Source organism: Rouxiella sp. S1S-2 (genome assembly GCF_009208105.1).
GTDB lineage: Bacteria > Pseudomonadota > Gammaproteobacteria > Enterobacterales > Enterobacteriaceae > Rouxiella.
This window is the reverse complement of record NZ_WFKL01000001.1, coordinates 261,801-275,632: the sequence shown is the minus strand read 5'-3', so window position 1 is coordinate 275,632 and position 13,832 is coordinate 261,801. Positions and strand designations below refer to the sequence as shown.

Below are 13,832 nucleotides of genomic sequence, written 5' to 3'. Positions count from 1 at the left end.
ATGGATTCGCAACGCAATCTTTTCCTCATCGCTCTGCTGTTCGTGTCTTTCATGATTTGGCAGGCCTGGCAAACGGACCACGCTCCGCAACCAGCCAACCAGACCACGCAACAGACTGCGAACACAGCCACCGGTGATGCTGCTAACCAGGCTGTTCCTGGAAGCGGACAGGGCAAACTGATCACCGTCAATACTGACGTCCTCTCATTAACCATCAACACCCGTGGTGGCGATATTGAGCAGGCGCTGTTGACTCAATACCCAGTAGCGCTGAAATCTACAGCGCCATTCCAGCTGCTCGAAACGACTCCTTCTTTCGTCTATCAGGCTCAAAGCGGTCTGACTGGCAAAAATGGCCCAGACAACCCGGCTAACGGCGAACGTCCTCTGTTCACGTCAAGCCAGGACACCTTTACGTTAGGTGAAGGCCAGACCGAATTGCGCATCCCACTGACCTACACGGCTCAGAACGGCGCAGTTTACACCAAGACTTTTGTTATCAAACGCGGCTCATACGCGGTGAACGTTGACTACAACATCAACAACACCACAGCAGCGCCGTTGGATTTGACCCTGTTCGGTCAGCTTAAGCAAACTATCGACCTGCCTAAACATCGTGATACCGGGAGCAACAACTTTGCTCTGCATACTTATCGCGGCGCGGCTTATTCTTCCAGCGATGACAAATATCAGAAATACGCGTTCGATAAGAGCGAAAGTCTGAACGTCACGACGCAGGGCGGATGGGTTGCCATGTTGCAGCAGTACTTTGCAACGGCGTGGATCCCTTCAGCGAAGGACACTAACACCTTCTACACCACCACCAATAACGGCATCGCCTCTATTGGCTTTAAAGGTGCACCGTTTGTTGTTCAGCCTGGCGCTCAGCAACAAGTGGGTTCAATCCTGTGGGTGGGTCCAGAAATTCAGGACAAAATGGCCGCTATCGCGCCTCACCTTGACCTGACCGTAGACTACGGCTGGTTGTGGTTTATCTCTCAGCCGTTGTTCAAACTGCTGAAATTTATCCACAGCTTCATCGGTAACTGGGGCTTCTCCATTATCATCATCACCTTTATCGTGCGCGGTATCATGTACCCACTGACCCGTGCGCAATATACGTCGATGGCGAAAATGCGTATGCTGCAGCCGAAACTGGCCGCAATGCGTGAGCGTATTGGTGATGACAAACAGCGCATGAGTCAAGAGATGATGGCGCTGTATAAAACGGAAAAAGTTAACCCGCTGGGTGGCTGTCTGCCGTTGGTGATCCAGATGCCTATCTTCCTGGCACTGTATTACATGCTGTCTGGCTCCATCGAACTGCGTCATGCGCCGTTTGCACTGTGGATCCATGACCTGTCGGCACAAGACCCGTACTACATTCTGCCGGTTCTGATGGGTATCACGATGTTCTTCATTCAGAAGATGTCGCCGACGACCGTTACCGACCCGATGCAGCAGAAGATCATGACCTTTATGCCGGTTATCTTCACCGTATTCTTCCTGTGGTTCCCGTCTGGCCTGGTGGTGTACTACATCGTCAGTAACCTGGTGACCATTCTCCAGCAGCAGCTGATTTATCGCGGCCTGGAAAAACGTGGCTTGCACAGCCGCGACAAGAAGAAAGCCTGATCGGACATAAATAGTTTGCGCTGACACCCTCGGCGCATAACATAATAAGAAGGCGGTCAATACATTGACCGCCTTCTTTTTTATTAAAAATGCAGAGAACTCTATGAATACGTCAGACACTATCGTTGCTCAAGCTACGCCGCCAGGCCGCGGTGGCGTCGGTATTGTGCGCATCTCTGGTCGTGCGGCCAGCCTGATTGCGCAGGAAATATTGGGCAAACTGCCCAAGCCGCGCTACGCCGACTATCTGCCGTTTCGCGACGCTGACGGCAGCACGCTGGACCAAGGCATAGCGCTGTGGTTCCCCGGCCCTCACTCCTTCACCGGTGAAGACGTGCTGGAGCTGCAGGGCCACGGTGGGCCGGTTATTCTCGACCTACTGATAAAACGCATCATTGCGCTGCCGGACGTACGCATTGCACGTCCTGGTGAGTTCTCAGAGCGTGCGTTCCTCAACGACAAGCTTGATTTAGCTCAGGCCGAGGCGATTGCTGACCTGATTGACGCCAGTTCAGAACAGGCAGCACGCTCAGCGGTGAACTCTCTGCAGGGGGCATTCTCGTCACGTATTCATCATTTGGTGGAAGCGCTCACTAACCTGCGAATCTATGTAGAAGCGGCGATCGACTTCCCCGATGAGGAGATTGACTTCCTTTCCGACGGTAAAATTGAGGCTCAGCTCAATGCGGTGATCGGCGACCTGAATGCGGTGCGAACCGAAGCGCGTCAGGGTAGCCTACTGCGTGAAGGCATGAAAGTGGTGATTGCAGGTCGTCCAAACGCCGGTAAATCCAGCCTTCTTAATGCATTGGCAGGCCGTGAAGCCGCGATTGTGACCGATATTGCCGGTACCACCCGCGACGTGCTGCGTGAGCATATTCACATTGATGGCATGCCGTTGCACATTATTGATACCGCCGGGCTGCGTGACGCCAGCGATGAAGTTGAACGCATCGGCATCGAACGTGCGTGGAATGAGATAGAACAGGCCGATACTGTACTGTTTATGGTTGATGGCACGACGACAAACGCCACGGAACCTGCCGAAATTTGGCCGGAGTTTATGGCGCGTCTTCCTGAGTCTTTGCCGATCGTGGTGGTACGTAATAAAGCCGACGTGACCGGCGAGGCAATGGGCAAGACAGAAGTGAATGGTCACTCACTTATCCGCCTTTCGGCACGCACCGGAGAGGGAATTGACCTGCTGCGTGACCATTTGAAAGAAAGCATGGGCTTTAATCAAAATATGGAGGGTGGATTCCTGGCACGTCGCCGCCATTTACAGGCGCTTGAGCAGGCGGCACAGCACCTGTTGCAGGGTAAAGATCAGCTTTTAGGTGCCTGGGCGGGTGAACTGTTGGCCGAAGAGCTGCGCCTTTCCCAGCAGTCTCTGAGTGAGATAACCGGTGAATTCAGCTCTGACGACTTGTTAGGACGCATTTTCTCCAGCTTCTGTATCGGTAAATAACTCCATAAAAAAGTAAGCACTTACTCACGATATGGCGGAGTGAGTAAGTGCATAATCATTTACAGGGTTTTACTTTATACGGCTCTAAGTCTTTTAATACTGATCCTCAGACTCTCGCACAAAGAGTTCATATTCATCGTCACTAACAAAATATCACCTTCATTATCATTTTTATCGATAAAGTCTTTTAACTTACTTATTAATAATCCAGATTTTGTTTTTGGTGAGTTATTTCTACTTACTGCAATATCACGAAAATCATTACGTAATGTAAGCAGTACCTCTTTAGCCTTCTCAAGACCATTGATGTGATCATTTAACCAAGCTTGCCGAGAAGGATTGCTTTTTTGATATGCTTCTCTGAATTGAATTATCGTGTCATCAAAATCATTATACGTATCACGAAGATTATTGATGACATTTTTTTCGATGAAATACAATTTCCCCCTTCCCATTATTTCAGTAAATTCGGCCTTCTTATTATCGCTAGCCGTGGCGCTGCCAGATTGCTTAATAATATCCGAACCTATCACTATCTCTGATTCTTTTGCAGATCGTCGGCCTTTACTCACACTGTCATTGGGGTCGAACTCCCAATTTACTGTTCCGAAATGATCTCTCCTCTCCTCCCCACCTACATTACCGTTCATCTGGAAAACTTGTGCGTGTACGCTGCTGCCTGTCAACAGCGTGACGGCAGTTAGCGCAGCGAAAAATTTAATGGGGGCTGATAAATTTTTTGCTCTATACCCTGAAATCGATTTTTTTTCCTCCCGAGCGTCGAAATCGATAAAATTAACGTGATAACCCTCATTACTTATTAACGCTGTTCTCGCTGTTCTCGCTGTATTTTTCACACTATTAACACAGTTCGCGATGCTTGTTTTATTAGCATAATTTATTTTTACCTTTTTTATCGTTATATATCCTGGGGCGTAGTTTACATTTTGGGGGCATCTTATTTCTTTCATCACTTACCTCTTTGTTACTCATCATAATTAACATTTTTCAACGCTACAGGTAAAACCTATTAAGATAAATAAAAAAACAATCATGATGCACAAAGAGCACACTTCAATGATCACAATCAAATATATAAACACCACCTACACATAGATACCCAAAGTGATAATTACCCCACATTATTTTTCATCTCTTTTTCTTATTATTAAAAAGGCTATTAATCTATAAATTAACGTTCTATTTTTCAGGTTGAGTTCTCTTGTGAACCGACTTAACCCGCGAGGACGGGTCCTTCACCCCATGTCGGTATGGACTAAAAACGGGTTTTTCTTATTCACCTTTAGTCCTCTGCCTATGATTATCTGATTCATAAGTTATTTATGTAATTTACGTGATAGTTGTACTATTGAGCACATATTCATATAAATTATGTACGAACCATTAATCATGGAGTGAACAATGGCGTGCCACTTTGCCCGTTGGGCTATAACGGATAGCGAGCCGGATACTCACCGTTTACCCACAAAGGTTTTATCCTTCTCGAACACCCTCTCCCCCAACCAGCGGAAGCGTTTCATTCACGGGCGCGTTCTCTTGGCGGAGCTGATGTTCTATCTTTACGGCATGACTCGACTGCCGCAGATAGTTACCCTGCCCAGTGGCCGCCCCAGCTTCTCTTCTATTGGCTTACCTGACTTCAGTCTGGCCTACGCAGGCAGTACTCTCGGCGTGATGCTGAGTAGCGAAGGCAATGTTGGGCTGGACCTGGAAATTCTTCACGCCCGCAGCGCGCTGAGTCAGGTGCGACAGTCTGCACTTTCTGCGGTAGAGAAAAGCTGGATAGCGATGCAGGCTGACCCCGACGAGTCGGCATTACAGCTGGAATGTATTCGGCAAAGCGTACACAAACTCTCGGGACAAAACGATATCGTCGCAGACACGCTCAGCCTCCACCCCTCCTCAGGAAGGTTGCGCTCAAGTATCACTCCCAACGTGCAGGTCATGAGCGACATTGAAGGCCCTGTAGTTTGGTCGTGTGCGCACAGCCCTGATATTCTGCGGCTCATTTGCTGGCGTTACTCGCCGCGAGAGGGATTTGTAGGGACGCAAACATTTTCCCCACAGCAGCAGGTTGATTCACTACACTTTATGAAGTTAACCAGCCTACCTCCGGCTAAATAGCTTACCTTTCGTACAAGCCTTACTTACATCAGGAGTCGTTAATGTCTGCTCATCCACTGAAGTTTGTCACTCTGTTAGGTAGCCTGCGCAAAGAGTCTTTTAACGCCATGGTTGCCCGCACTCTGCCAAAGTTGGCCCCCGAGGGAGTGACGATTGAAGCGTTGCCTTCAATTGGCGACATTCCGCTGTACGACGCCGATATTCAACAGGCGTCCGGTTTTCCGGCCACGGTCGAGAAAATTGCCGAGCACATTCGTCAGGCCGACGGCGTGATTATTGTGACTCCGGAGTACAACTATTCCGTTCCCGGCGGCTTAAAGAATGCTATAGATTGGCTTTCCCGCCTGCCAGAGCAGCCTTTGGCAGGTAAACCGGTGCTTATACAGACCAGCTCAATGGGCCCGATTGGCGGCGCGCGCTGCCAGTATCACCTGCGTCAGATATTGGTTTTCCTGGATGCGATGGTGCTTAACAAGCCGGAGTTTATGGGGGGAGTCATTCAAAGTAAGGTCGATGCCCAGCTTGGTGAGGTGATTGAGCAAAGCACGCTAGATCACCTGACCGGCCAGCTCAGCGCCTTTTCCGACTTTACGCGTCGATTTAAAAAATAGATCTATGTAGAGTGGATTGTTTCGGCGATCCTGCCCTTTCCCCCTTTTTTCAACGGGGGAAAGGTTTTTTTGGGTCAACTTATTTACTGTCGATAAATACAATCTTCAACACGAACAGCAGTGTGACCACCACCACGCACGGGCTTATTTCTCTCCAGCGACCGGTTCCCAGCTTCATCACCACATAAGAAATAAAGCCCAGGGCGATGCCCTCGGTGATAGAGAAACTGAACGGCATCATGACGGCGGTGACAAATGCCGGAACGGCTTCAGTGAGGTCGTCCCAGGTGACGCGCGCCAGACTTGAGGTCATTAGCACGCCGACGTAAATCAGCGCACCGGCGGCGGCGTAGCTTGGCACCATGCCGGCCAAAGGCGAAATAAAAATCACCAACAGGAATAAAATACCGGTGACTACCGCGGTCAGGCCGGTCCGGCCACCAATCGATACACCCGAGCAGCTTTCAATGTAGGCCGTGACCGAAGACGTGCCGATGAAAGACCCCGCTACCGAGCTAACACTGTCAACAAACAGCGCCTGCTTCATTTGCGGGAACTTCCCCTCGCTGTCGGTCAATCCGGCCTTATCGGTTACTCCAATCAGGGTTCCAGACGAGTCGAACAGGTTAACCAACATAAACGAGAAAATAACGCCCGCCAGCCCGACGTTTAACGCACCTTTAATATCAACCTGACCCACTACCGAGGTCACACTCGGCGGCATCGACCAGATACCGGCATAGTGCACGTCACCCAGCGCCCAACCTATCAGCGTGGTGATAATGATTGAAATCAAAACGGCGGCGTGAATGTTACGGGCCGCGAGAATGGCTATGATAAAGAAGCCCAGTGCGCCGAGCAGCACCGAGTGGGAGGTCAGATTGCCAATTGCCACGAAGGTGTCCGGGTTTGCCACCACGATACCGGCGTTTTTAAGCCCCATCATGCCGATAAATAATCCGATCCCGCTAGTAATGCCGATGCGTAAACTGACCGGAATGTTGGCTATCATCCAATAGCGAACGCGGAACAGGGTCAGCAACAGCAAACCGACAGCTCCCCAGAAGATTGCGCCCATTCCGACCTGCCACGAAATCCCCATCGCACCGACCACCACGAAGGCAAAGAAAGCATTTAGGCCCATTGCCGGTGCCAGCGCGACGGGCAAATTAGCTATCAACCCCATCAGGATGCTGCCAAACGCGGCTATCAGACAGGTCGTGACAAACACCGCCTGCTTATCCATGCCCGCTACGCCCAATATCTGTGGGTTAACGAATACGATATACACCATGGTCAGGAAGGTAGTGAACCCGGCAACCGTTTCAGTTCTAAGCGTGGTGCCGTGCTGAGTCAGTTTGAACAGACGTTCTAGCAGCCCTTTTCCGGCGCTGGCGTTGTGTTGTGGTGTGCTCATTATTGAGTTCCAAAGAGGGAAAAATCAGTCGGCCGCTATCCTACCCCAAATATTTAAAAGGATGAGATGAATCTGCTGCTTTTTAGGGCACTTTTACAATCTTCAGACCACAATTCGGAGCAACTGCTGGTTTTTAACACTTATTTATTCACATTTTATCTGTCAGCAAGCGCAATAAGAGGGTCGGAACCCGCGCCTATATTCTGTAAGATGGGGATTGGCACAATGTCATAAACCAGACGAATGAATTCAGAAAAAGGATGGAATATGTCCCGGATAGAATGCGTTTTTTTTGACTGCGACGGCACGCTGGTCGACAGTGAGCGGCTGTGTTGTGAAGCCTACGTGCTGATGTTTGCCCACTTTGGCGTTACCGTTTCTTATGACGAGATGTTCACCAAGTATAAAGGGGTGAAACTGTATGAAATTGTCGCCATCATTAATCAGCAGCACGAGCTAGAGGCAACCAAAGAAGAGATGGAGGTGGTTTTCCGCCAGCACGTGGCGCGTCTGTTTGACGAGAAGCTTGAAGCCATTGAGGGGGCCAAAGAGCTGCTGGAGGTGATAAAGGTGCCAATGTGCGTGGTCTCCAACGGGCCAGTCAGCAAAATGCAGCACTCACTGGGATTAACCGGCCTGTTGCCTTTTATGGGCGATAAGCTTTACAGCGGCTACGATTTGCAGCGCTGGAAGCCGGACCCGACTCTGTTGTTCCACGCCGCCGAAAAAATGCAGGTGCCTATCGAAAGTTGCCTCTTGGTCGAAGACTCTGTGGCAGGCGTGCAGGCGGGCATTGCTGCAAAAATCCCGGTTTATTATTACTGTGCGGACCCGCACAATCCGGTGATTGATCATCCTCTGGTTACCGCCTTCACAGATATGCATCAACTCGCCGCAATCTGGCGGGAAAAAGGCTACGATATCGTCAAATAAGCGCCATCAATTTGATTTGTAACTCGACTTCACAGTCGTTACTCTTGAGCAAGACCACACAGTTTCCGTTAAGGAGAAGACGCTGACTAGCCAAAGCCCTCAGACAACGGGGCGTAAAAACGATCCCATAGGCCTCAAGCAGCGCATTTTTGACAGCGCATTAAATGAGTTCGCCGAGTCCGGTTTAATGGGCGCACGGATGGAAAACATCGCCTCCAATGCGGATACCACCAAGCGCATGGTGGTCTATCACTTTAAGTCGAAAGAAGCGCTTTATATGCAGGTTTTGGAGCACGTTTATCGCTGCCTGCGTAAACATGAGCTTGAACTCGATCTTTCGGCTTATCCGCCAGCTGAAGCGATTGTTAAACTGGTTGAGGCCAGCTTTGACTTTCACGTCGCGCACCCGGAATTCATCCGCATTGTTTCAACAGAAAACATGCTGCGCGGGCGTTTTATTCGTCAGTCCACCAGCATTCGGGCCTTGAACCAAACGGCGCTGACGCTGTTGGATGATATTTTGGAACGCGGCAAAAAAAGTCATCTTTTCAAAGAAGATGCTCAGGCGCGAGACGTTCACCGTTTGATAAGCAGCCTTTGTGTTCATCAGGTTGCCAACCAGTACACCTTTGGCGCCTTGTTTGAGAATCCGGATGAGTTTGACGCGCAAAATGCACATTATCGCCAGCTTGCGGTTATGGTTGCACTGCGCTATTTGATGATCTAGCGCCGCTGACTCAGGCCAACGATAAAAAAAACGCCCGAACAGTTATCTGTCGGGCATTTTTTTAAATCTTAGAGGACGTCAGCGCGTTACTCGGCTTTGTCAGCCTTATCAGCCCTGTCTTTAGTGCTCTTCTCACCCGCCAGCAGTTTCTCCAGCGCGTCTCCCCCTACGTGGCGGAAGTCCTGACCTTTAACGAAATAGAAAATGATCTCGCAAATGTTCTGGCAGCGGTCGCCGATACGCTCAATAGAACGGGCACAGAACAAGGCGGTCAAAATACTAGGAATGGTGCGAGGGTCTTCCATCATGTAAGTCATTAACTGACGTACGATGCCTTCGTATTCCTGATCGACCTTTTTGTCTTCACGATAAATTCGAATCGCTTCATCGAGATCCATACGTGCAAACGCATCAAGCACGTCGTGCAGCATTTGCACAGTGTGACGCCCCAACGACTCAAGGCTGACCAGCAGTGGCTGATGCAAATGCGAGAATTTTTCCAGCGCGGTGCGGCAAATTTTGTCTGCCACGTCGCCGATGCGCTCAAGCTCAGAAATCGTCTTGATGATCGCCATCACCATGCGCAAATCGCTGGCTGTGGGCTGACGTTTAGCGATGATGCGCACGCAGGCTTCATCAATCGCCACTTCCATCATATTGACCTTGTCATCGCCCTGAATAACGCGCTCGGCCAGTTCACCGTCCTGATTGTGCATCGCGGTAATAGCATCGGTAAGCTGCTGTTCAACTAGGCCGCCCATGGCCAGAACCTGAGTACGGATGTGCTCGAGCTCGGCGTTGAACTGGGCTGAAATATGTTTGTTAAGATTCAGATTGTCCATGTTGTTTCCTCAACCGTAGCGGCCAGTAATGTAGTCCTCGGTCTGCTTTTGAGCAGGTGAGGTGAACAATGAGTCGGTATCGCTGTATTCAATCAGTTCACCGAGATACATAAACGCCGTACGGTCCGAGCAGCGTGCCGCCTGCTGCATATTGTGGGTAACAATCACCACCGTGTAGTCGGATTTCAGCTCGGTAATCAGCTCTTCAATGCGCCCGGTAGATATAGGGTCCAGTGCCGAACAAGGTTCGTCGAGCAGCAGTACGTCAGGGCGAATGGCAATGCCGCGCGCAATACACAAACGCTGCTGCTGGCCACCCGAGAGGCTGTAACCGCTCTGGTGCAGCTTGTCTTTTGACTCATTCCACAGCGCCGCTTTGGTTAATGCCCACTGCACGCGCTCGTCCATATCGGTGCGCGACAGTTTCTCGAACAGACGCACGCCAAACGCGATGTTGTCATAAATCGACATCGGGAACGGCGTCGGCTTTTGGAACACCATCCCCACTTTGGCACGCAGCAGGGCGATGTCCTGCTTATCAACCAGAATATTTTCGCCGTCGAGTAAAATTTCACCCTCGGCGCGCTGGTCAGGATAAAGCTGATACATCTTGTTAAAGGTGCGCAGAAGTGTTGATTTACCGCAGCCTGACGGACCGATAAAGGCAGTCACTTCGTTTTTGGCAATGTCCAGGGAGATGTTTTTCAACGCATGGAATTTGCCGTAATAGAAATTCAGGTCGCGGACCTGGATTTTAGTATTGGATGCATCGGTCATTCGACTCATTAAGACATCTCTCTGTAATCAAAATTTTTTGTCATCACTGCTTTTTCTGGGCAAAAATGACCCTAGCCAGGATATTCAGCAGCAGTACGCACACAGTAATCAGCAACACGCCTGCCCACGCCATCTCTTGCCACTGCGAGAACGGGCTCATGGCAAACTTAAATATGGTGACCGGGAGGTTGGCGATAGGCTGCATTAAATCGGTGCTCCAGAACTGGTTGGAGAGCGAGGTAAACAGCAATGGCGCGGTTTCACCGGCGATACGGGCGATGGCCAACAAGACACCGGTAATAATTCCGGAGACCGAGGCTTTCAGCGTAATGGCAGAAATCATCTTCCACTTTGGCGTACCCAGTGCGTAGGCCGCTTCACGCAGGCTGTCCGGCACCAGTTTAAGCATGTTTTCGGTAGTACGGATAACGATAGGCACCTGCAGCAGCGCAAGGGCGATAATGCCGGCCCAACCGGAGAAGTGCCCCATCTTTGCCACGACAATCGTGTAAACGAAGAGGCCAACCACGATAGAGGGCGCCGAGAGAAGGATATCGTTAATAAAACGAATCACTTCAGCCAGCCAGGATTTACGGCCGTATTCGGCGAGATAGACGCCCGCCATAATCCCCAACGGCGTGCCCACGACCGTGGCCCACAAAATCATCAGGCCGCTGCCTGCGATGGCGTTGGCTAATCCGCCGCCGTCGGTATTAGGCGGTGGCGTGTTCTGGGTAAACAGCGCCAGAGACATGCCGTCGATGCCTTTAGTGACCGTAGTAAACAGGATCCAGACCAGCCAGAACAGGCCAAACACCATGGTCGCCATTGACAGGAGCAGCGCGAGGCGATTTTTCTGCCTGCGCCACGCCTGACGTTTGCGGCGTGATGCGAGCAGTGCGTCGTTGCTTTGCATTTCAAGAGTTGCCATCTTAACGCCCCTCATTCTTGGCAAGACGCAGGATCATCAGTTTTGACAGCGCCAGCACGATAAAGGTGATCACGAACAGGATCAGGCCAAGCTCCATCAGGGCTGACGTATGTAGACCCGAAGCGGCTTCGGCAAATTCGTTAGCCAGCGCCGAGGTAATACTGTTTCCCGGCATGTAAAGCGATGCGCTGTCGAGCTGGTAGGTGTTACCGATAATAAAGGTCACCGCCATCGTTTCGCCAAGCGCGCGTCCCAGTCCCAGCATGATGCCGCCGATAACGCCGTTCTTAGTAAACGGTAAAACGATGCGCCAAATGACTTCCCAGGTGGTACAGCCAATGCCGTAGGCCGACTCTTTCATCATCACCGGCGTTTGCTCGAACACGTCGCGCATGACCGAAGCGATGTAAGGAATGATCATGATGGCCAGAATAACGCCCGCCGCCAGAATACCGATGCCGAAGCCCGGACCGGCAAACAGCGCGCCAATAATCGGTACGCCGGAGAGAACGTCACCCACCGGCTGCTGGAAGTAGGTAGCAAACAGCGGTGCAAAGACGAACAGGCCCCACATGCCGTAAACAATACTGGGGATAGCCGCCAACAGTTCTATAGCGATACCCAAAGGACGTTTAAGCCAGTTCGGCGCCAGTTCGGTTAGAAACAGAGAGATACCAAAGCTGACCGGGACGGCAATCAACAGCGCAATGATGGATGTCACGACCGTTCCGTAGATGGGAACCAGTGCACCAAATTGCTCGTTGGGAACGTCCCAGGTTTTATTCCACAGGAAAGAAAAACCAAACTTCTCCATGCTAGGCAGGGAAGAAATAAACAGCGAGATGATGATCCCGCCGAGCAACAATAGCGTAATCAGCGCAGCCAGTTTAACCAGCGCGCCGAAGATAATGTCACCGTTTTTGCTTGGTGCTTTGAAGGACGGCGTTTTTTCAGCCATAACACTCTCTTCTTTTTCAGATTTATTTCTCTCCCGACAAGGGGTTATCGGGAGAGAATGAGACAGAAGACTCGTACTTTATATCAGACCGGGGGCCTGCTACTAGTAAAGTGCCTTGCCGCTGCTGTCTTTTACGTTGGATTTCCATGCAGCCTGAATTTGAGCAACAACAGACTGTGGCAGAGAGGCGTAATCCAGACCCGTGGTCAGCTTGTCACCGTTTTTATAAGCCCAGTCGAAGAACTTCAGCACTTCAGCGCCCTTGGCGGCATCCTGCTGTTGTTTATAGACCAGAATAAAGGTGGTGGAAGAGATTGGCCACGCGTTATCGCCCTGCTGGAAAGTCAGGTCCTGAGCAAAGGTCTTGCTCCAGTCAGCGCCTTTCGCCGCGGCGCTGAACGAGGCTTCGGATGGGGAAATGGCTTTACCGCTGGCATCAACCAGTTTGGTGTAGGTCAGGTTGTTTTGCTTGGCATACGCATACTCAACGTAACCGATTGAACCCGGCAGACGTTGAACGAATGCGGCCACGCCGTCGTTACCTTTGCCGCCCAGACCGGTTGGCCAGTTAACGGTCGTGCCTACGCCGATGTCTTTTTTCCAGTCGGCGTTAGCTTTAGACAGGTAGCTGGTGAACACGAAAGAGGTACCTGAACCATCAGCACGGCGAACCACGGCGATGTTGGTGTCAGGCAGTTTCAGGCCTGGGTTCAGCTTGGTGATTTCTGCGTCGTTCCACTTTTTGATTTTGCCCAGGTAGATATCACCCAGCGCTTTGCCGTCCAGCGTCAACTGGCCTGATTTAATACCAGGGATGTTAACGGCCAGAACAACGCCACCGATGACGGTTGGAAACTGGAACAAACCATTTTTCTCGAGGTCTGCATCGCTCATTGGCGCATCTGATGCACCGAAATCAACCGTTTTAGCGATGATCTGCTTGATACCGCCGGAAGAACCGATGCCCTGGTAGTTAACCTGAACGCCCGTCGCTTTTTGATAAGAATCAGCCCATTTAGCATAAACTGGAGCTGGGAAAGTACCGCCTGCACCGGTCAGATTAGTTGCTGAGAAGGCGGACATTGCTGTTAAAGAGAAAGTCGCTGCCACAATACCGGCGACGGTGGTACGCATCAGTTTCATGTTCCACTCCTGGTGGTTTTTATTTGATTCGACTCAAGTCGAAGCTTAGTAAAGTGTTTGGCACAGGAGGAAAATAGGACAATTTAGTGACAGTAAAATGTAGTTTATATGACAGTTTTGTGACAGCGCGCAAAATACGGACAATGTGGTTACCTATTAACCGTTATTACCCGCCCTCCCCCCTAGACACACCGGGTGGAACGTGGCAAGTAGCTTGTGCGTCCTGATACAATTCGGAAACTCCT

13 protein-coding genes are annotated in these 13,832 nt (G+C 50.7%); 6 read left to right on the top strand and 7 right to left on the bottom strand.

Translation table 11 applies throughout. The features are described 5' to 3' along the window. Both yidC and mnmE read left to right on the top strand, forming a co-directional pair. Nucleotides 1-1,635 (top strand): membrane protein insertase YidC, encoded by a 1,635-nt coding sequence (yidC, locus tag GA565_RS01285; protein WP_152197057.1) that lies wholly within the window; start codon nt 1-3, stop codon nt 1,633-1,635. Nucleotides 1,636-1,738: 103 nt separating this feature from the next. Beyond that, complete coding sequence (mnmE, locus tag GA565_RS01280) at nt 1,739-3,103, top strand: tRNA uridine-5-carboxymethylaminomethyl(34) synthesis GTPase MnmE (RefSeq protein ID WP_152197056.1); 1,365 nt, start codon at nt 1,739-1,741, stop codon at nt 3,101-3,103. Between the two features lie 74 nt (nt 3,104-3,177). Here the strand turns inward: mnmE and GA565_RS01275 are convergent, their stop codons facing one another. Continuing rightward, entirely contained in the window at nt 3,178-4,074 is an 897-nt protein-coding gene (locus GA565_RS01275) for a hypothetical protein (protein ID WP_152197055.1), read from the bottom strand. Nucleotides 4,075-4,525: 451 nt separating this feature from the next. Here GA565_RS01275 and GA565_RS01270 point away from each other — a divergent pair, with 451 nt between their 5' ends. Further along, nucleotides 4,526-5,248, top strand: coding sequence for a 4'-phosphopantetheinyl transferase superfamily protein (locus GA565_RS01270; protein ID WP_152197054.1), 723 nt, complete (start codon nt 4,526-4,528; stop codon nt 5,246-5,248). A 41-nt stretch (nt 5,249-5,289) separates the two neighbouring features. Continuing rightward, complete coding sequence (locus GA565_RS01265) at nt 5,290-5,859, top strand: NADPH-dependent FMN reductase (RefSeq protein ID WP_152197053.1); 570 nt, start codon at nt 5,290-5,292, stop codon at nt 5,857-5,859. Nucleotides 5,860-5,938: 79 nt separating this feature from the next. Here the strand turns inward: GA565_RS01265 and GA565_RS01260 are convergent, their stop codons facing one another. After that, nucleotides 5,939-7,276, bottom strand: a complete 1,338-nt coding sequence (locus GA565_RS01260) for an NCS2 family permease (RefSeq protein ID WP_152197052.1) — start codon at nt 7,274-7,276, stop codon at nt 5,939-5,941. Between the two features lie 267 nt (nt 7,277-7,543). Here GA565_RS01260 and yieH point away from each other — a divergent pair, with 267 nt between their 5' ends. Both yieH and GA565_RS01250 read left to right on the top strand, forming a co-directional pair. Further along, complete coding sequence (yieH, locus tag GA565_RS01255; RefSeq protein WP_152197051.1) at nt 7,544-8,209, top strand: 6-phosphogluconate phosphatase; 666 nt, start codon at nt 7,544-7,546, stop codon at nt 8,207-8,209. A gap of 145 nt (nt 8,210-8,354) precedes the next feature. Then, the gene (locus GA565_RS01250) at nt 8,355-8,936 is read left to right on the top strand and encodes a TetR family transcriptional regulator (RefSeq protein ID WP_255474464.1); all 582 of its coding nucleotides are present in this window, start codon (nt 8,355-8,357) and stop codon (nt 8,934-8,936) included. Nucleotides 8,937-9,022: 86 nt separating this feature from the next. On the opposite strand, the gene phoU is transcribed toward GA565_RS01250, so the two are convergent. The 5 genes from phoU to pstS form a co-directional block, all read right to left on the bottom strand. Then, nucleotides 9,023-9,778 (bottom strand): phosphate signaling complex protein PhoU, encoded by a 756-nt coding sequence (phoU, locus tag GA565_RS01245; protein WP_152197049.1) that lies wholly within the window; start codon nt 9,776-9,778, stop codon nt 9,023-9,025. Between the two features lie 9 nt (nt 9,779-9,787). Continuing rightward, nucleotides 9,788-10,555, bottom strand: a complete 768-nt coding sequence (gene pstB / locus GA565_RS01240; protein WP_370518085.1) for a phosphate ABC transporter ATP-binding protein PstB — start codon at nt 10,553-10,555, stop codon at nt 9,788-9,790. Between the two features lie 43 nt (nt 10,556-10,598). Continuing rightward, nucleotides 10,599-11,486: a phosphate ABC transporter permease PstA gene (gene pstA / locus GA565_RS01235; protein WP_055775420.1), complete on the bottom strand. Its 888-nt coding sequence runs from the start codon at nt 11,484-11,486 to the stop codon at nt 10,599-10,601. A gap of 1 nt (nt 11,487) precedes the next feature. Further along, nucleotides 11,488-12,444: a phosphate ABC transporter permease PstC gene (gene pstC / locus GA565_RS01230; RefSeq protein ID WP_152197047.1), complete on the bottom strand. Its 957-nt coding sequence runs from the start codon at nt 12,442-12,444 to the stop codon at nt 11,488-11,490. Between the two features lie 102 nt (nt 12,445-12,546). Next, the gene (gene pstS / locus GA565_RS01225) at nt 12,547-13,587 is read right to left on the bottom strand and encodes a phosphate ABC transporter substrate-binding protein PstS (RefSeq protein WP_152197046.1); all 1,041 of its coding nucleotides are present in this window, start codon (nt 13,585-13,587) and stop codon (nt 12,547-12,549) included. Nucleotides 13,588-13,832 lie beyond the last annotated feature (245 nt).